The sequence below is a fragment of the Paenibacillus sp. ALE3 genome, from assembly GCF_054113405.1.
On sequence record NZ_CM134214.1, the window covers coordinates 1222730 to 1240741 of the forward strand.

Sequence of the window (18012 nt, forward strand, 5' to 3'; positions counted from 1 at the left end):
GAGCCACAGGAATAAGCACAAAGTTAACGATCGCTCTTCAACGTTAGGGGGACATTGTGATGAAGGAACGTTATTCAAGACAGATTTTATTTAGACCCATCGGCAGTGAAGGACAACGTAATCTGTCTGAAGCTGTTGTAACCATTATCGGCTCCGGGGCACTAGGTTCCGCCATTGCTGAAACATTAGTAAGAGCGGGCGTCGGAGAGATTCACCTGGTTGACCGTGATTATGTGGAGACGTCGAATCTGCAACGCCAGCAGTTATTCACGGAGCAGGATGCTGTACAAATGCTCCCCAAGGTTATGGCTGCTGAAAAAAGACTGAAGGCGATACGAGAAGACGTACGCTTGTATACCTATCTCGACAGCCTGGATGCCGGGCTTGCTCAAGAGCTTGCTGGTAAAAGCACATTGCTGATGGATGCAACGGACAATTTTGAAACTCGGTTACTTATAAACGATGCTGCACTAAAGGCTGAAATTCCATGGATTTACGGCGCCTGTGTTGGAAGCACAGGCGTTGTTTTTCCATTCGTGCCGGGCAAGTCGGCATGTTTTCGCTGCCTTCTGCCCTCGCTGCCAGCGATCAATCAGACCTGTGATACGGCTGGAATCATATCGCCTGCTGTCCAAGTGACGGCCGCCCTCCAATGTGCAGAAGCCATGAAGTGGCTGAGCGGCAAACGTGATAAGATGCGCAGCAAGGTTCATCTATTCGATCTATGGGAAAATACGCAAATGGACATAGGGATTTCCCGCATCCGGAATCCAGATTGTCCAACCTGTGGAGAACAGCCTGAGTTTCCTGCACTGACAGCAACCCATCGCTCGGCATATGCGGCGCTGTGCGGGCGGGATGTGGTGCAGGTTCTTCCAGACCCTCATCGTCCGATCACGCTGGACGATGCAGAGAAGATGGGCAGGCTTATGGCGGAACATGTAAAAAGGACCCCTTATTTCGTTGAATTTTATGCCTTTAAGCATCGAATGATTTTATTTAAAAACGGAAGACTCCTCATTCACGGGATCGGAAGTGTTGCCAGAGGTCAAAAGCTATACCATCAGTTGTTTGGTTGAACAAGAGATATAGATCCGATAAATGTAAATAATGTATATAGTTTTTCTAGCAGAGTAGCTTGCCGGATGGCTGGAAGGTGGAAAAAATGAGTGTATTTGAAATCGTGACGGAGCCCATTCTCCCACAGGCCTATGCGGATTATGTCTTAAGACCGGAAGCAGGAGCAGTGACCCTATTTACAGGGCATGTAAGAGAGTGGACCCAAGGCGTACGGACGTTATACCTTGCATACGAAGCTTATGTACCTATGGCCGAGAAAAAGCTTGCAGAGATTGGCCGCGAAATTGAACAGAAATGGGAAGGGACAAGAGTAGCAATTGCACATCGGATTGGTGAACTTCAGATCGGTGATATTGCCGTTGTCATCGCCGTCTCCTCACCACACCGCTCGGATGCATATCAGGCGAATGAATACGCAATCGAACGGATCAAGGAAATCGTTCCAATCTGGAAACGAGAGATGTGGGAAGACGGCACGCAATGGGTCGGACAACAAAAGAAAAAACCGGAGGAAATCAGTCATGATTAAGCTGTACTATTTTGCAGGACTCCGTGAGGTGACGGGGAAATCTGAAGAAATGGCAGAATTGGCAGGACAAACTGTAGGAGAATTATGCAGTTGGATTACAGATAAATATCCGGATATGCCGATCAAGTCTACACGAATTGCAGTAAACGAAGAGTACGCGTTGCTTACAGATGTACTGCAGGATGGAGATATCGCAGCTTTTATTCCGCCTGTTAGCGGTGGCTAGTGAAAATGCTCGTCATGTGTCCATTTCTGCAACGTCAAATACAGCTAATGAAAAAAAGAAGGTGGTCACATGAGTTCACATTCACTGAAAGACCTATTGCGGCGTCCGATCCGCGATTTACGTATATCTGTTACGGATCGCTGCAATTTCCGCTGTTCCTACTGTATGCCAAAAGAAATTTTCGGCGACGATTTTGCCTTTCTTCCCAAAAGCGAATGCCTATCGTTTGAAGAGATCCATCGCCTTACGGAGCTCTTTGTAGGCCTTGGGGTCAAAAAAATCCGTCTCACAGGCGGTGAGCCATTAATGCGGCCGAATCTTCCCGACCTTGTCTCTCGAATTTTGTCTATCAACGGAGTGGAGGATATGGGGTTGACCACAAATGGCTTGCTACTAGGGCAACAGGCTCAGCGCCTCTATGACGCGGGGCTGCGACGACTGAATGTCAGTGTAGATGCTCTGAACCCCGAACTGTTCGGACGGATGAATGGGCGGGGCATTAAGCCTGCTTTTATTTTGAAGCAGATTGATTGTGCAAGAGAAATCGGATTTGAGATCAAAGTCAATATGGTGGTTCAAAAAGGTGTTAATGATTCTGAAATTTTGCCGATGGCCGCTTATTTTAAGGAGCAGGGAATAGCCCTTCGTTTTATTGAGTTTATGGATGTAGGTAACGATACCGGGTGGAGCTTCAAAAAGGTAGTAACAAAAGAAGGAATTATTGAGCGTCTTAAGAATGCGTACGAGCTGGAGCCGATAGATCAAAATTACTATGGAGAAGTGGCAAAACGTTACCGTTATAAAGACAGCGACGCGCAAGTTGGCTTTATTACTTCGGTTTCTGATTCATTTTGCTCATCCTGCACGCGTGCCCGTCTATCTTCTGATGGCAAGTTTTATACGTGTTTATTTGCTTCAGACGGATTTGATTTGCGCCAGATGCTTCGTAACGGGGCGAATAATGAGGAACTACTCGATGCGATTACTTCAGTATGGGAACAACGCTTAGATCGGTATTCCGATGAACGTACTGAAGAGACTGCAAACAACCGAAAAAAAATTAACATGTCCTATATTGGGGGCTGACATTTTATCATGGCAATGGGCCGTATTCAAGGTGCTGCTCCCAAAAAGAAAGCGCAAACATTTTTGTTGGCAAAACTTAAATTTGGTGTTATTATGATCTTGGGATTGTTACTGAAAAGGCAAAACCCGGGACATGGAACTGGATTTCCATGTGTTGGGTTTTGCCTTTTCTTTTTGTATACAGATTTGCAATAACGCAGAAAGGTGAGTGATGATGTAGGGCTTATCTCTCTTTGTGAATGCGCTTTCAATAAAATGGAGTTGTAGATCTTTACTGCACTTTACAGTTTGCAATGAAAGTTGATCGGCTATTACCGTCTTGTGACCTATCTGAAATATCGCCCAGCATCTAAAATCCTTTTTTAAATTATTACGGGATCAGGGGGCAGCCAGAATGATCATAACAAAGATATTTAATAATAACGCCATAATAGCCAAAGATTCAAAAAGGCATGAATTTGTTGTTATGGGTCGTGGAATTGCATTCAAAAAGAATGCAGGAGAACAAGTAGAAGAGCATTTAGTTGAAAAGGTGTTTGTGCTTAAACAAAAAGATGCTTCAGAAAAATTTAAATTATTGTTAGAGGATGTCCCTACAGAATATGTTTCGTTATGCTATGACATCATTGAATATGGAAAAAGCATATTGGAAGCACAATTGAGTGACTATGTATATGTTTCGCTTACAGATCACATGAACAATGCATTTAAAATGTTTGATGAAGGGTTTAAAAATGCGAACCCGCTCATCTGGGAAATTAAAAAATTTTATCCTAAAGAATTTGGAGTTGGCTTAAAAGCACTGGAGTTTATTGAAGACGAGACAGGTAAACGATTGTCTGAAGATGAAGCAGGGAATATAGCTCTTCATTTAATCAATGCTCAAGTAAACGGCTCCAACCATAAAGTAACTGATGTCGCTCAGCAAACTCAAAAAATACAGGATATCTTAAATATTATTAAGTACTCTTACAATATTACGCTAGACGAACACTCGACCAGCTATGAACGATTTATTACACATTTAAGGTTTTTCTTTCAGCGGTTAATTCAAAAAGAAAAATTAGCACTGGAAGATGATTTTCTATTAAGGCAAGTGAAAGCAAAGTACAAAAAAGCTTACAGCTGTATGCTAAAGATTGAGAAATACTTGGACACGGTATTATCAGATGAAGAAAAACTGTATATAACGATTCATATTCAGCGCGTAACTCAATGACCAATTGAATAACTCCTTGGATTGTTACTGGTAATGCAGGCGAAACCAACCTAGATCGAATTTGATCTATTTTGGTTTTGCCTTTTTTTATAAATACAAATAAAGGGGCAGTTACAATGAAGTATGAGACATTAGCACAAGACATCATCAGAAATGTCGGCGGCAAAGAAAATGTAAATAGTCTAACTCATTGTATTACACGCTTGCGCTTCAAGCTAAAAGATGAAAATAAGGCCAATACAGAGGTTCTGAAAAACATGGATGGTGTTGTCACTGTGGTAAAAAGCGGCGGGCAATACCAAGTGGTGATCGGTAATCATGTGCCCGAGGTTTATGCGGATGTTGCCACGATAGGCGGTTTCCAGGCAGGTGATTCAGAAGAAGCATCAGGTGAAAAAGTGAGTTTGTTCAATAGGTTTATTGATACCATTTCAGGTGTATTTACACCCACGCTGGGTGTCTTGAGTGCCACGGGTATGATTAAGGGCTTTACAGCATTGTTTGTAGCCTTGGGCTGGTTGACCGCAACATCAGGTACCTATCAAATTCTCAATGCTTTAGGAGATTGCTTGTTCTACTTCTTCCCTATTTTCCTGGGGTATACGTCGGCCAAAAAGTTCAATGCCAACATTTTTATAGGTATGGCGATCGGGGCGTCACTTGTTTATCCAACCTTTAGCACGATAACAGCCTCGGGTAAACCGCTATACACTCTATTTAGCGGCACTATATTTGAGTCACCAGTATACATCACCTTCTTAGGTATTCCGGTCATTCTGATGAGCTATGCATCAACTGTTCTTCCGATTATCATATCCACCTATGTAGGCTCAAAAATAGAAAATTTCTTTAAAAAGGTCATCCCTAGCGTAGTGAGAACATTCTTGGTACCGTTTTTCACCTTGTTAGTTATTGTTCCATTAGCACTGATTGTGATTGGACCGCTCTCGACTTGGGCAGGTCAACTGCTTGGCGCAGCAACGCTCTTTGTGTATAACTTAAGCCCAATTATAGAAGGTACCATCATGGGTGCTTTCTGGCAAGTATTTGTTATTTTTGGATTACACTGGGGTCTTGTTCCTATCGCTATGAACAACTTGGCGGTGCTCAAATTCGATCCGATCCTTGCTGCGACGCTGGGAGCTTCCTTTGCTCAAACAGGTGTTGTGCTGGCGATTTTGTTCAAAACCAAAAATGTAAAGCTGAGATCCCTTTCCATTCCAGCTGTCATCTCCGGGATCTTTGGTGTGACAGAACCAGCGATTTACGGGATTACACTACCACGTAAGAAACCATTCATTTTAAGCTGTATAGCGTCTGCGGTAGGTGGCGGTATTATAGGCATGATGGGAACGAAAGGCTATATTATTGGCGGCTTGGGCATTTTCGCGATTCCGAGCTATATCAGTCCATCAGGAATAGACAGCGGATTTTATGGGGCTGTTATCGGTATCCTGGTAAGTTTCGTATTAGGCTTCTTGCTTATGTTCTTTGGCGGATTCAGAGATGATGAGGTGAAAGAAACGAAAAAAGAAGCGAGTACAACAGGGGCAGCAAAAGGAGGGGAAGTATTAGTAAGGCAGGAGACGGTGATCAGTCCGTTAATGGGTGACGTAAAGCCTTTATCTGAGGTAACTGATGAAGCCTTTTCCACAGGTGCTTTGGGTAAAGGGATTGCCATTGAGCCTTCCGAAGGCAAGGTTGTTTCACCTGTAGATGGTGTATTAACATCCTTATTTTCGTCAGGTCATGCCATCGGAATTACCAGTGATCAGGGCGTGGAGATCCTCATCCATGTAGGCAAGGATACGGTCAAATTAAAAGGTAAACATTTTTATCCCAAAGTAAAACAAGGGGAAGCCGTCAAAAAAGGGCAATTGCTCATGGAGTTTGATATGGAGGCGATCAAAGAGGCAGGTTACGTTCTGACTACCCCTGTGATCGTTGCCAACACTGCTAGTTACTTGGATGTCATTGAAACGGAGAAAAAGACGATTGGTTATAAAGAGGATTTATTGACGGTCATGGTCTAAGCTACCAATATTTTAGGAGGAATGAACAATGAACAATAATATAACCAAGAAGTTTCCGCAAGGATTTTTATGGGGAGGGGCCACGGCTGCTAACCAATTTGAGGGTGGGTATAACGTTGATGGTAAGGGACTAAGCACTGCTGATGTCATAACAGCCGGGACGCATACTGTTTCCCGAAGAATTACGCCTGTGTTGGAAGAAGGCATGAACTATCCAAGTCACGAGGCGATTGATTTCTACCATCATTATAAAGAGGATATCCGATTATTTGCTGAAATGGGTTTCAAGGTCTTTAGAATGTCGATTGCTTGGTCCAGAATATTTCCTAACGGAGATGATACAGAGCCGAATGAGCAAGGCTTGCAGTTCTATGATCGTGTGTTCGCAGAATTGAAAAAGTACAACATTGAGCCTTTGGTTACAATCTCACATTATGAAGCACCGTTTCATTTAGCCCAAAAATATAATGGCTGGTCAGACCGCAGAGTCGTCGATTTTTATGTAAGATATTGTGAAGTGCTTTTTAACAGATACAAAGATGTCGTAAAATACTGGCTCACCTTTAATGAAATCAATATCTTAACCTTGTCTTTCGGAGCGTTCATGGCCGGAGCGATGATGCCAGAGGGAAATGGAGAGCTTACCTATGCTACAGTGAAGGATGAGCAGGTACTGTATCAAGCTTTGCATCATCAATTTGTAGCCAGCGCAAAGGCGGTAAAGCTGGGACATGAGATCAATAAGGATTTTAAAATTGGCTGTATGATTGCTTATATGTGTTCATATCCACTTACCTGTAACCCTGATGATGTTTTGCTGGCCCAACAAAAGGATAACTTGAGTAATTTCCTATGCTCAGATGTTCAAGTAAGAGGTGCTTATCCGGGATATGCTAAACGATATTTTAAAGAACATCATATCCAAATTACGATGCAGGACAATGATGAGGATGTCTTAAAAGAAGGTTGCGTAGATTTTTATACCTTCAGTTATTATTCATCTACTTGTGTCAGTGCAGACCCCAATCAGGAGAAGGTGGGTGGCAATTTATCCATGGGATTAAAGAATCCCTACTTAAAAGCAAGCGCCTGGGACTGGCAAATCGATCCACAGGGATTGAGATGGTCCCTCAATAACATTTATAACCGATATGAAATTCCGTTAATGGTTGTGGAGAATGGTCTGGGTGCCGTGGATACCGTGGAAGAAGATGGCTCCATTCAGGATGATTATCGAATTGATTATTTGAAGCAACACATTGAGCAAATGAAAGAAGCCATTGCTGATGGAGTAGATTTAATAGGTTATACGCCTTGGGGATGTATTGATCTGGTAAGTGCGGGAACCGGTGAAATGAAAAAACGCTATGGATTCATATACGTCGATAAGGATAATGAAGGTAAAGGGACACTTGCCAGATCCAGAAAGAAGAGCTTCTATTGGTATAAGAGCGTGATCGAAACCAATGGAGAACAGCTGGATTAATGCTTAGTGTGTGTCTTCAAAAAGTTGTACAGTCAGCGCGTGCCTATTCCATAGGTATGCGCTGTTTGGATTTAAAAGCGACTCCCCTTCAGGAAACTACGGTAAATGTATACAGATTAGGGGCTCAACCTAGCCAATAGTATGTTAATTCACTAAACACATGGGATGAAAATGTCGAAATAGAGGGTAGGATGGATAACAAAATATAAGGAAGTGGATACATATTATGAATCAAGTAGAAGCTGTTTTGACTGCCATGCCGTATATCAGAGAAGCTGCACGACAAGATGTTTTAATTTCCGTAATGGATAGAGAAAAATTTCTATTCTTTCAGTCGGGTAAAAGTTTAGTCTATGACTTCAAGGCAGGCGACCCTCTTCCTGATGTACACAAGAACTTCAAAATGCTAGTAGGCGGAGAAAAGACCAGAGTGCGTTATGATGCCGAAGTTTTTGGGTTTGCTGCTGATTCTTACTTTCATCCGATTAAGAATGAACAGAATGAGATCGAGGCAGTAATGTGCATCACCTATAGTACGGATAATCAAGATCAACTGAAGAAGTTGATGAGTCAAGCAGAGGATGTTACAAGCAAGCTAGTTGAAGGGATTCAGCATGTGGCGGCCCATTCGGAGGAGCTTAGTGCGACGGCCGAGGACATTTTAAGCAATACGAAAAAGGCGGTTGAGGATTCTGGTAATGTGACTGAGGTGGCAGGCTACATCAAGGAAATTTCAGAGCAGACAAACTTGCTTGGATTAAATGCAGCCATTGAAGCTGCTCGGGTGGGTGAGGCAGGAGCAGGGTTTGGAGTTGTCGCTGCAGAAATCCGCAAGATGTCTACGGGCACTAAGGAAGCAACTGGACGAATCGAGCAATCCTTGCAAGCTGTCAGACAATCCGTTTATAACATGGAACAAGAGATTACGCAGATTACGGTATCTTCCCAAGAGCAGGCCAAGCTTGTGTCGGAGTTTATGAATATTATCGATCAATTAAATGAAACTAACCAAGGCTTGAGAGGTTTAATAGAGAAAATCACGAATGATATTGATGCAAAATAAAGATTGAAAAAAAGTCTCGGTCTGTGAATTGTGCATTCCGTCATGGAAATGTAGATCACAGGGCGAGACTTTTTTTAAGTTTATAGATGAATAACTTGGAGTGGATACATGTATGAATTTGAATGGGTTGAATGAACAGAGTTACACAGAACTAGAGGATTATTGGGTGCGTGTATTTCTAAATGTAGTACAAGATCAGGATAAGGAGAACTGGGTGATTCCTTATTACAACACATCTTTTTCTAATGGTCAGAAATTCATGGATATGAACCCCATTTTTTCGGCTAAATCAAAATTAAGCCATAAATCCATCAGAATCATTCAAGAAACGGTTAATGAAGAGGATGACGTACACTATTGGTTAGATACGAATGGGAAAAACGAATTAGTTATTATTTGTTCCTTATCACAGCAACATGTGCGCAAGGTAAAAGAGATCATTAAACGCTGGATTTATGAATGAGATCCATTATCCATAATCAAATCTTTTCCGATATAATAGGGAAGAGAAGCCATAGAACAGATACTACCTCAGAGAGGTGATTTACAATGACCGTTGATATTCTCCTACGTAATAATGTAAAAGTGCTGGGCACAGGTAGCCAGACGATTGTGTTTGCTCACGGCTTTGGATGCGACCAGGATATGTGGCGTTATATCGTCCCTAGCTTTATCGACAACTACCAAATTGTCTTATTTGATTATGTTGGTTCTGGAGATTCCCAAATAAAATACTATGATTCCAAAAAATACAGTGACTTGCAAGGGTATGCCCAAGATGTGCTGGATATTATGGAAGCGTTAGACTTACGAAATACCATATTCGTCGGACACTCCGTTAGCAGCATGATCGGAATGCTCGCATCCATCCGCAGCCCTCAATATTTTGAACGCATTGTCATGCTCGGTCCTTCTCCACGCTATGTGAATGACCTGCCTTCTTATTATGGAGGCTTCGATAAGAGTGATATTGATGAATTACTGGATATGATGCAAATGAACTTTATTGGCTGGGCTAGTTACATGGCACCCATTGCTATGCAGAATCCCGAGCGAGGGGACTTAACCGAAGAATTGGAAAAGGCATTTTGTTCAAGAGATCCTCATATTGCACGGCAATTCGCAGAGGTTACATTTTTTTCAGACTGCCGTGTCGATCTTCAGCATGCTTCGGTTCCTACGCTTATTCTCCAGTGCTCAGACGATAGTATTGCTCCAATTGAGGTAGGGGACTATTTGCATACCCATCTTAGAAATAGCAGACTTCAGCAGATGAGAGCAAAGGGGCATTATCCTCATTTAAGCCAACCAGGAGAAACGAGCAATTTAATCAAAGAATATTTAGCCAGCGTGTAGCGTGTAATATCGTATGAAAGGCAGTCATGCAATGGATATTCAATTAGATAAAGCTCCCTGTGGATACTTTTCAATTTCGGACGCTGGGATCATTCAATCGGTAAATCAAACTTTATTGGACATGCTTCTGTATGAACGCGATCAATTGCTCGGGCGGCCGATTGAAACGACAATGTCTGTTACGAACAAGCTATTTTTTCATACTTATTTTTATCCCTATATCCAGTTGTACGGGCGTGTCGATGAGATGTACTTTTCGTTTCGCACAAGTGATCGACAGGATGTGCCTGTACTACTAAACGGGGTTCGCCAGGAACGAAACGGAGAAGCAGTGATTGACTGTGTAGTGCTTGTGATGCGTAAGCGTATTGAACACGAGAAAGATATACTACAGACCAAAACCAAGCTTCAGGAATTATATCAGGCTACGAATGAAGCCAACCAGAAGCTTGAACGATTGCACGAAGAATATGAAATCAAGCAGCAGGAATTAGTGAGGATCAATCTCCAGCTAGAAACGATGGCGTCAACCGATCCGTTAACCGGGCTTAAAAATAGAAGATATTTTCAAGATCAATTATTAGTCAGTCTAGCCTCTTTTCAAGAGACCGGAATACCTTTCTCGTTGCTGATCATTGATATTGATCGTTTCAAAAGCATTAATGATACTTATGGTCATCCGGTGGGCGACCTGGTGCTCACTCATCTGGCTGAGTTACTACAATCCATGTCACGGGAAATGGACATTGTCGCTCGGTATGGTGGTGAGGAGTTTGTCATTATTCTTCCGGGCAACAATCAACAGGAAGCCATTCGTACGGCAGAAAGATATCGTTCCATGACGGCCTCAAGGGATTGGGGAGAATACAGCATTACTGTGAGTATCGGTGTGGCAACGGTTACGCAAGCGGATACGGAACAATCGATAGTTCATCAAGCGGATTTGGCACTGTATGCTTCCAAGAGTGGCGGGAGAAACCGGGTCACGCATTCAGCAAGTCTCGTAAAGAAATAAATGAGGCTTCAATAACCGCATGAAGAGTTGGGGAGTGATAAACATGGGGGAAGCGTACAAGCTGGACTGTGATACCTGTGCTTATACTAAGAACATATTTGTAGGGTTTGGTTTTTCATATATGAGTTTGGAATCCATTGCTTCGTTTGTACAGGATACTGTCCTTAAACGACGTATTGGGGAATTCATAGGCAACCCTTCGACGAGATATGATGCTTATGACGCGTTATATGTATGTCCGGTCTGTCAGGCCATCCGCAATGAACTGTTTATTGAGATGATATCGGACTCATCACAGTATAAAATTTCTTATGCTTGTCCTAGATGCGCGAGTGTTATGGAGCAGGAACACATTGAAAACAATGTGCCTGTTCATTTGAGTTGCCCAGCATGTGAAAAGGGGAAATTGAAAGCAACGTTTTATATGGATTGGGATTAATAGATTCCCCGAATATCACTACAGCATACTCCAATAAGTCTGGTCAAACCATTCAAATTCAGCTAATATTAATGATAACGATTCTCATTTGAATCATCAAAATGAATGAAAACCTTTGAGGTGGATGCTTGTGAATTCAAATTCGTTATCATTAATATATCAGCATTATTTAGAAAAAACTCCATTTAGAAAACAAAACGAGCATACCTATATGATGTTACCAGAAGCGGGTAATGGACATATTTACCGAGTTACGACTTACAGCGGAATCGAGATTGTGTATTCGCATATTCAATATCACGAGCCTTATCCGACGAACTTTGCCTCCAGAGGACAAATGATTGAACTTCAATTTGCACTTTCGGGTCAACGTCATGTAAATATAGCTGGTCTGGACTACACGCTCCCGATAGGGCGGGGTGCTCTTATTTTTTTACAGGATTTCAAAGCATATTTCCATCCTCCCGTTAACGAACAATACCAATCCTTTGCGCTTGGCATTCCTGTCTCGTTGTTTAATTATGCAGCTTCACAGTTAGCAGCTCGTCGACAGGTAGCTATTGAATTTAATCAAATTCTGAAGGGTGCTGCGTTCCATCATCTTAGTTTTGAACTGGATCACAGAAGTATAGTGATGATTGAACATTTGATCAAAGACTTGAAAAGTGTGCATAGATCGCCTTTATTAATGGAAGCAGCGGCACTAGAGATTTTGAATAGGTTTATGATTCAATTATTTGATTTAACTCCCATGCCCGAAGGCCTATCTAAAGAAGATGTCAGAAAGTTGCATATGGCTCGGCAAATCCTTGAATCCAGCATGATTGATCCTCCTTCACTGATCGCATTATCAAAAAAGGTTGGATTAAATGATTTTAAATTAAAAAAAGGATTCAAAGCATGTTTTGGAACAACTGTATTTGAACATTTACGCCAAATTCGTCTTGAATATGCGATGAAGCTGCTTCGAAGCCAGGAAAGCAATGTAACAGAAGCTGCGATGGCTGTAGGATACAGTAATGTGAGTGCATTTTCAGAGCAATTTTTCCGGGAATACGGAGTGAAACCATCATCTTTGAAGAAATTATTTTAAAAATTCTGTTTTGACCATGTTAAAAAATATCAAGTAAATAAAAAGCTGGAATCCTGTATCGTAAGGATTCCAGCTTTTTTGGGTGCTTAATTCACGAAAGTTTCAATGCCATCTGTATTGATGGTTGAAGTATGGGTACGAGACGCTTCTTCAATATTTTTGAATGCCCAGTAATCTGTTGGTACATCCTTCCATGTAGCCTGAATGGTTCCTTCCAGGGGTCCTCGTTTTAAGATTGTGTTCAAAATTGTAACGGTTTCTACTCGTGTTATATATTTATTGGGTTGGAAGCTTCCATCATTATAGCCGGTAATCCATCCTGCATTAGCTAACGCTACAATGGAATCTCTTGCCCAATGTTTTTCGATATCGGTATAAGGAGAAGCTGTGGTTTGTGTTCCTTTAAGCTGCTTCCAGGATGCGAGTATTGCTGCCATTTCTGCACGGGTAATGGGTTGCTCTGGTCGAAATGTTCCATCTGCATACCCATTCATGAGGTGCTGTGTCGTAAGTGCTATAATCGAATCCTTTGCCCAATACGTGCTAGGTACATCTTTGTATGTCGTTGAGCCTTCTTTTGTCTCCAACTTCATAATCCTAGCCATCATTGCAGCGGTTTCAGCCCGTGTAATCGACTGGTCCGGTCGGAAAGTACCATCCTGATAACCCGTTATATATTTTTCATGCGCAACCTCGGATTGCTCTACTGGCATGATTTCTGGAGTCGGTAAAACCGTTGAAGAAACCGATGGTGATGAAGGTGTGGTTGTTTCACTGGAAGAAGATGAATCACTGCTATCCGTGTTATCCTTCTTATCTTTTTTATTGCTACTGCTGCTGTCGTTATTGCTAGTATCACCAGTTCCGCCAGTGTTTTCAGTACCACCAGTGCTTGCATTTCCATTTACAACCTGTATATACGCTTCAGATGTACTCGGGGCAAATCGAGCATCCCCGCTGTATATAGCAGTGATCGCGTGGCTTCCCACACTTAAGTCTCTTGTAGTGTAGTACCCATTGGCATAGCCGTTCGAAATGCCCACCGGCTCCATCGTCAGCGTATCTAATACATTCGTGCCGTCCATAAGAATGACCGTTCCAGTTAAATCGCCCGACGTTTGTGGGTTTGAAGTTGTCCTCACGCTAAACCTTACTTCTTGACCTTGACTAGACGGATTCGTCGAACTCAATACTGTAGTTACTGTAGGTCTCAGTGAAGGTGTAGGCGCAGGTGCAGATGCATTTACGACCTGAATGTATGGCTCAGATGTACTGGGAATAAAACGAGCATCCCCACTATATATAGCCGTAATCGGGTGACTTCCCACACTTAAATTACTTGTGGTGTAAGTGGCAGTGGCATATCCATTCGCAATGCCATTTGGCCTCATCGTCAGCGTATCTAATATATCCGTACCATCCATAAGGACCACCGTGCCGGTTAAATCCTTCGTAATTTGTGGAGTTGAGATGGTTTTGATGCTAAACGTTACGGATTGGCCTTGTTTAGAAGGGTTTGTCCAACTCGTTACTGTGGTTTCAGTAGCATACACAGCATCCGTTACACTAGGTGCTGGTGGGGAGGTTGCATACACTGCACTCTCGGAAAAACTCCATGTCCAGGTTCCAAATAAAACGATAACAGCAAGATAAGATAAACAAAAAGACTTGATTTTACGCATAAATTTCCTCCATAAAATTCCGGTGTCACGATGAACTTACTAAGATCCTCCATGATGACTAACCTACTAATATAATTTTCTTTCTTACACTACTGATTTACTATACTAAATGCCTCTGAACCAATTCTGAACCAAATCGACAAAAATCGTGCCCAATTCACATCGCTAGAAGGGGATCACGATTTGCGAGCCTTTTCCGTAATTTCTCAGAGCAAATGCAAAAAGGGTCAACCAGAAAGAAATGGTTGACCTCATAATATGAATAACAGTTTAGCGTGATATTTTGGAAAGACTTATTCCGTTAGTATTTAAATTTGACCGTTAGATCCTGTAATTTCTGTGACATATCCGACAAGGTCGTTGCCAGGCTGGTGATCTGCTGCATCGAAGCTAGCTGTTCTTCTGCAGACGCTGCAATATTCTGCGAGTTGTCCGCCGCTTGGAGCGCCAGACTCGATACGTTTTCTCCACTTGCTGAAATTTCCTGGACACTTGCGGTTATTTGCTCCGTGATGCTTGCAAGCTCTTCCGTTTGCTGTGCGATATGATTGGTGGACGTCACAATTTTATTAAACTGCTGCTCCGTCTCATTGGCAATTTTAATGCCGGAGTCGACATCCTGTTTTACGCGTTCCATGGTCTGAAGCGAATGCTCCATATCTTTGCGCATATTCTGAATCAACTCAGAAATCTGCCCGGAAGACTGATTCGATTGTTCGGCCAGTTTTCTTACCTCTGAAGCAACTACGGAGAAACCGCGGCCTTCTTCGCCTGCACGGGCAGCCTCAATCGAAGCATTTAAGGCAAGCAAATTGGTCTGCTGTGCGATATCCGTAATGGCATGTAGCATCGTGTCGATCTGTTGAGTGCGTTCATCCAACATTCTCATAACCGCATCGGTTTCATTGACAGAATGGTTAATCAAGTCCATTTGCTTCACTGTATGTTGTACAGCAGTACCGCCAAGGCTCGCCATTTCCATCGCGTCTGCAGACGATTCAGCAATAGTCAAGGAGCTATCCGTGATCCGTTGCATACCTATTGAAATTTCCTCAAGCGAGCTGGTTGTCTTCTGAAGCATCAGTTGCTGCTCCTTCGCACCGGCCGCCGATTCCTGAATTGCTACGGTGATATGCTCGGTTGCCTGTCCAGTGTGCTCTGCTCCAAGGGTCAATTCTTTCGAGGAAGCAGCGACCTGCTTGGTGGACAGGTTTACCTCACCGATCAGAAATCGAATATTTTTAATCATATGATTGAAGTCCTGTGCAAGCTCACCGATCTCATCTTTTGAATTCATTTTGACTTCTTGGACTGTTAAATCACCGTCCGCAACTGAGTTAAGCCGCTTTGCAATCGTGATAATAGGTTTCGTAAAACGTCCCGAAACAAAGCTTACGATAACTGCTCCCAGAATAACCGCAACAGCCGTAATAATCAGGACAATATAAAGGACTTTGGTCGCTCCGCTGTTAAATTCGTTAAAATATGCTCCAGAACCGATGATCCACCCCCAATAAGGATCCTTTTCAACGTACGAGATTTTCGTCTCTACTTGATCTGTACCAGGTAAAGCCCATTTGTAAGTGACGAATCCCCCGCCGTTTGTACCGGCTTTTACAAACTCTTTTCCCACATGCACACCGTCTTCGGATACGGCATTTATTAAATCCTGGCCTTCATTTGAAGGGTTCATCACTGAAACGGCATCTTGGTTGACTGCCCACGGATAACCTGTTTTACCTACAGTATATTTAATCTTTACCGGTCTTTTGTTATTAGCATCTTTTACACCGAGCAGTTCGATGCGCAGTTTTTCCTGTGCTTCCTCCAATGTTAAATTACCGGCTTCGACTTGCCCATTGAGGAAACTAATCATACCAATTACCATTTGCACACTATTCTTAAGTGCCACTTTGCCTGATTCATTCATTTCATTCTTGGAAACAACATAAGAACTGCTTCCAATCACAAAAGTAGGTACAATTAAAATAATCAAGCACATTATGGTTAACTTCGCCCTTAACGATCTCACCTTCATGATTGATCCTATCTTTGTTTTCACTGTGATTTCCCCCTTAGAGATCGATATACAGACTCAACCCACAACTGCGTTTTGTTACTAAAGGTAAAAAGACTGTACATCATATATCGTAAAAACTCGTCAGGAAATTAAGCCCTTTCAGCCTGGCTGCTGTTTTATAGGCTAAATTAAATCCGTTTAACCGCAAATTTATCCGTCTATAGGCAGTAGCTTTTTGGTATGCTCCGTATACTTCTGCATAGAGAGAATCTATAACAGAGGAGTGTGCGAGGATGAATAGAATAAAAGGGAGCATCTTTTTCAGTGTTTTTGTGGCTATGCTAGGGCTCATGCTCATTGCTCCAATTATGCCGCCCCTTATTCGTGAATTAGGCTTAAGAGAAAGCCATTCCGGAATAATTATATCGCTTGGTTCTATAACGATGGCCTTAATGGCTCCAGTATGGGGAAATCTGAGTGATGCAAAGGGCCGCAAGCCTGTGATTTTGCTTGGGTTTATAGGGATGTGTGTAAGCTGTCTGTTGTTTACGCTTACTCTTTTTGCAGGATTAAAGGGTTGGCTCAGTGGGGGACTGCTGTTAGTCCTGCTGATTGTTACACGCGGCTTAATTGGCGGCTTTATCCCGGCGGTGTTGTCATCTTCCCAAGCTTATATGGGGGATGTAACGAAGGGTGAAGAGCGTGGAAGTGGTATGGCTATTATTAGTGCGGCGAATGGGCTTGGGCTGGTATTTGGCCCCGCGATTGCAGGTGCCTTTACTTTAATAGGACTGTTATGGCCCTTATACTTTGGAATTGTCATTGCCGCTGTTGCATTCGTGGTGTCTCTACTGGCGATTCCGGCCGCCCAGCCTGTTATTCAGCAAAAACCTGCTCGAATTAATCCCCTCCAGCCAGGTCTAAGAATGTATTTGTTTGCAGGCTTGGTTACGATGATTAGTATTGTGACTATTCAGGTTATAGGTGGTTTTTATTTTCAAGATCAGTTAGGTCTTACATCCGAAGAAACAGCAAGAGTTGTTTCCTTTGGACTTATGTTCTCCGGAGCAGCGATGCTGATCGTGCAGATCATCCAAATGAGATGGCTTAAATGGCAGCCTAAGCCGATGATTTTGCTCGGTTCTCTATTCCTGATTGCTGGAATGGCATTATTTCTGATTTCAGCCAGCTTGGTCCTTTACTATGCAGCGTTCTTTATGTTTGGCATAGGCACGGGCTTACTGATGCCCGGATTTATGGCAGGTGCTTCGCTTTCGGTCAGTCAAGAACAGCAAGGGGGAGCAGCAGGGCTGGTAGCTGCGATACAGGGAATTTCCGCGATCATTGCTCCTATTTTGACGACCACTTTATATCGAGTAGACAAATATATTCCCTTTATTCTTATAGCGGTTCTGGTTGCTTGTATGGCTATCGTTATGCTGGGGGTAAAAAAGGGAGACGGGAATAGTAAGCCTGTGCCTGACAAGGCATAATAAATAAAAGAGTGATTAGATGAATCCATAGGCTTCCGGAGTATACTCACCGGAAGCCTATATCTATTATAATAAGTTATAAGAAATTTCAGGAAAATCAGAAGGGAGTGAAGAGCTTATGGAAATCCGGCAAAAATGGGTGGCATTAAACAAAAAATACAGCTTGTACGCACTCAGGTCTTTAAGTCAGGT

17 protein-coding genes are annotated in these 18012 nt (G+C 42.6%); 15 read left to right on the plus strand and 2 right to left on the minus strand.

Going from position 1 to position 18012, the window contains the following annotated elements:
• Nucleotides 1-59 precede the first annotated feature (59 nt).
• The 14 genes from ACXHJ2_RS05560 to ACXHJ2_RS05625 all read left to right on the plus strand — a co-directional run bounded on the left by ACXHJ2_RS05560 (nucleotide 60) and on the right by ACXHJ2_RS05625 (nucleotide 12625).
• Complete coding sequence (locus ACXHJ2_RS05560) at nucleotides 60-1079, plus strand: ThiF family adenylyltransferase (RefSeq protein ID WP_165081904.1); 1020 nt, start codon at nucleotides 60-62, stop codon at nucleotides 1077-1079.
• Between the two features lie 86 nt (nucleotides 1080-1165).
• Entirely contained in the window at nucleotides 1166-1609 is a 444-nt protein-coding gene (locus ACXHJ2_RS05565; RefSeq protein WP_165081906.1) for a molybdenum cofactor biosynthesis protein MoaE, read from the plus strand.
• Nucleotides 1602-1835 carry a MoaD/ThiS family protein gene (locus ACXHJ2_RS05570; RefSeq protein WP_165081907.1) on the plus strand — a complete coding sequence of 78 codons (234 nt, stop codon included), beginning with the start codon at nucleotides 1602-1604 and terminating at the stop codon, nucleotides 1833-1835. The genes ACXHJ2_RS05565 and ACXHJ2_RS05570 overlap by 8 nt, the downstream gene beginning before the upstream one ends.
• Before the next feature lie 69 nt (nucleotides 1836-1904).
• Entirely contained in the window at nucleotides 1905-2921 is a 1017-nt protein-coding gene (gene moaA, locus ACXHJ2_RS05575) for a GTP 3',8-cyclase MoaA (protein WP_165081909.1), read from the plus strand.
• A 9-nt stretch (nucleotides 2922-2930) separates the two neighbouring features.
• Nucleotides 2931-3116, plus strand: coding sequence for a hypothetical protein (locus tag ACXHJ2_RS05580; RefSeq protein WP_165081911.1), 186 nt, complete (start codon nucleotides 2931-2933; stop codon nucleotides 3114-3116).
• Between the two features lie 199 nt (nucleotides 3117-3315).
• The gene (gene licT, locus ACXHJ2_RS05585; RefSeq protein WP_165081913.1) at nucleotides 3316-4140 is read left to right on the plus strand and encodes a BglG family transcription antiterminator LicT; all 825 of its coding nucleotides are present in this window, start codon (nucleotides 3316-3318) and stop codon (nucleotides 4138-4140) included.
• A 116-nt stretch (nucleotides 4141-4256) separates the two neighbouring features.
• The gene (locus ACXHJ2_RS05590) at nucleotides 4257-6173 is read left to right on the plus strand and encodes a beta-glucoside-specific PTS transporter subunit IIABC (protein ID WP_165081915.1); all 1917 of its coding nucleotides are present in this window, start codon (nucleotides 4257-4259) and stop codon (nucleotides 6171-6173) included.
• A 28-nt stretch (nucleotides 6174-6201) separates the two neighbouring features.
• Nucleotides 6202-7659, plus strand: a complete 1458-nt coding sequence (locus ACXHJ2_RS05595; RefSeq protein ID WP_165081917.1) for a glycoside hydrolase family 1 protein — start codon at nucleotides 6202-6204, stop codon at nucleotides 7657-7659.
• A gap of 226 nt (nucleotides 7660-7885) precedes the next feature.
• Nucleotides 7886-8722, plus strand: coding sequence for a methyl-accepting chemotaxis protein (locus tag ACXHJ2_RS05600; RefSeq protein ID WP_058710280.1), 837 nt, complete (start codon nucleotides 7886-7888; stop codon nucleotides 8720-8722).
• A gap of 112 nt (nucleotides 8723-8834) precedes the next feature.
• Nucleotides 8835-9185, plus strand: a complete 351-nt coding sequence (locus ACXHJ2_RS05605) for a hypothetical protein (RefSeq protein ID WP_113050012.1) — start codon at nucleotides 8835-8837, stop codon at nucleotides 9183-9185.
• 86 nt (nucleotides 9186-9271) lie between these two features.
• Entirely contained in the window at nucleotides 9272-10078 is an 807-nt protein-coding gene (locus tag ACXHJ2_RS05610; RefSeq protein WP_165081919.1) for an alpha/beta fold hydrolase, read from the plus strand.
• A gap of 31 nt (nucleotides 10079-10109) precedes the next feature.
• Nucleotides 10110-11093 carry a sensor domain-containing diguanylate cyclase gene (locus ACXHJ2_RS05615; protein ID WP_165081921.1) on the plus strand — a complete coding sequence of 328 codons (984 nt, stop codon included), beginning with the start codon at nucleotides 10110-10112 and terminating at the stop codon, nucleotides 11091-11093.
• A 43-nt stretch (nucleotides 11094-11136) separates the two neighbouring features.
• Nucleotides 11137-11532: a hypothetical protein gene (locus tag ACXHJ2_RS05620; RefSeq protein ID WP_165081923.1), complete on the plus strand. Its 396-nt coding sequence runs from the start codon at nucleotides 11137-11139 to the stop codon at nucleotides 11530-11532.
• 130 nt (nucleotides 11533-11662) lie between these two features.
• A complete protein-coding gene (locus ACXHJ2_RS05625; RefSeq protein ID WP_165081925.1) occupies nucleotides 11663-12625 on the plus strand; it encodes a helix-turn-helix domain-containing protein in 963 nt (320 codons plus the stop codon).
• 86 nt (nucleotides 12626-12711) lie between these two features.
• Here ACXHJ2_RS05625 and ACXHJ2_RS05630 read toward each other — a convergent pair whose 3' ends face one another.
• Together ACXHJ2_RS05630 and ACXHJ2_RS05635 are read right to left on the minus strand one after the other, a co-directional pair.
• Nucleotides 12712-14307, minus strand: coding sequence for an S-layer homology domain-containing protein (locus ACXHJ2_RS05630; protein WP_165081927.1), 1596 nt, complete (start codon nucleotides 14305-14307; stop codon nucleotides 12712-12714).
• A 301-nt stretch (nucleotides 14308-14608) separates the two neighbouring features.
• A complete protein-coding gene (locus ACXHJ2_RS05635; protein WP_165081929.1) occupies nucleotides 14609-16369 on the minus strand; it encodes a methyl-accepting chemotaxis protein in 1761 nt (586 codons plus the stop codon).
• A gap of 251 nt (nucleotides 16370-16620) precedes the next feature.
• On the opposite strand from ACXHJ2_RS05635, the gene ACXHJ2_RS05640 reads away from it, so the two are divergent.
• Nucleotides 16621-17820 (plus strand): MFS transporter, encoded by a 1200-nt coding sequence (locus ACXHJ2_RS05640; RefSeq protein WP_165081931.1) that lies wholly within the window; start codon nucleotides 16621-16623, stop codon nucleotides 17818-17820.
• Nucleotides 17821-18012 lie beyond the last annotated feature (192 nt).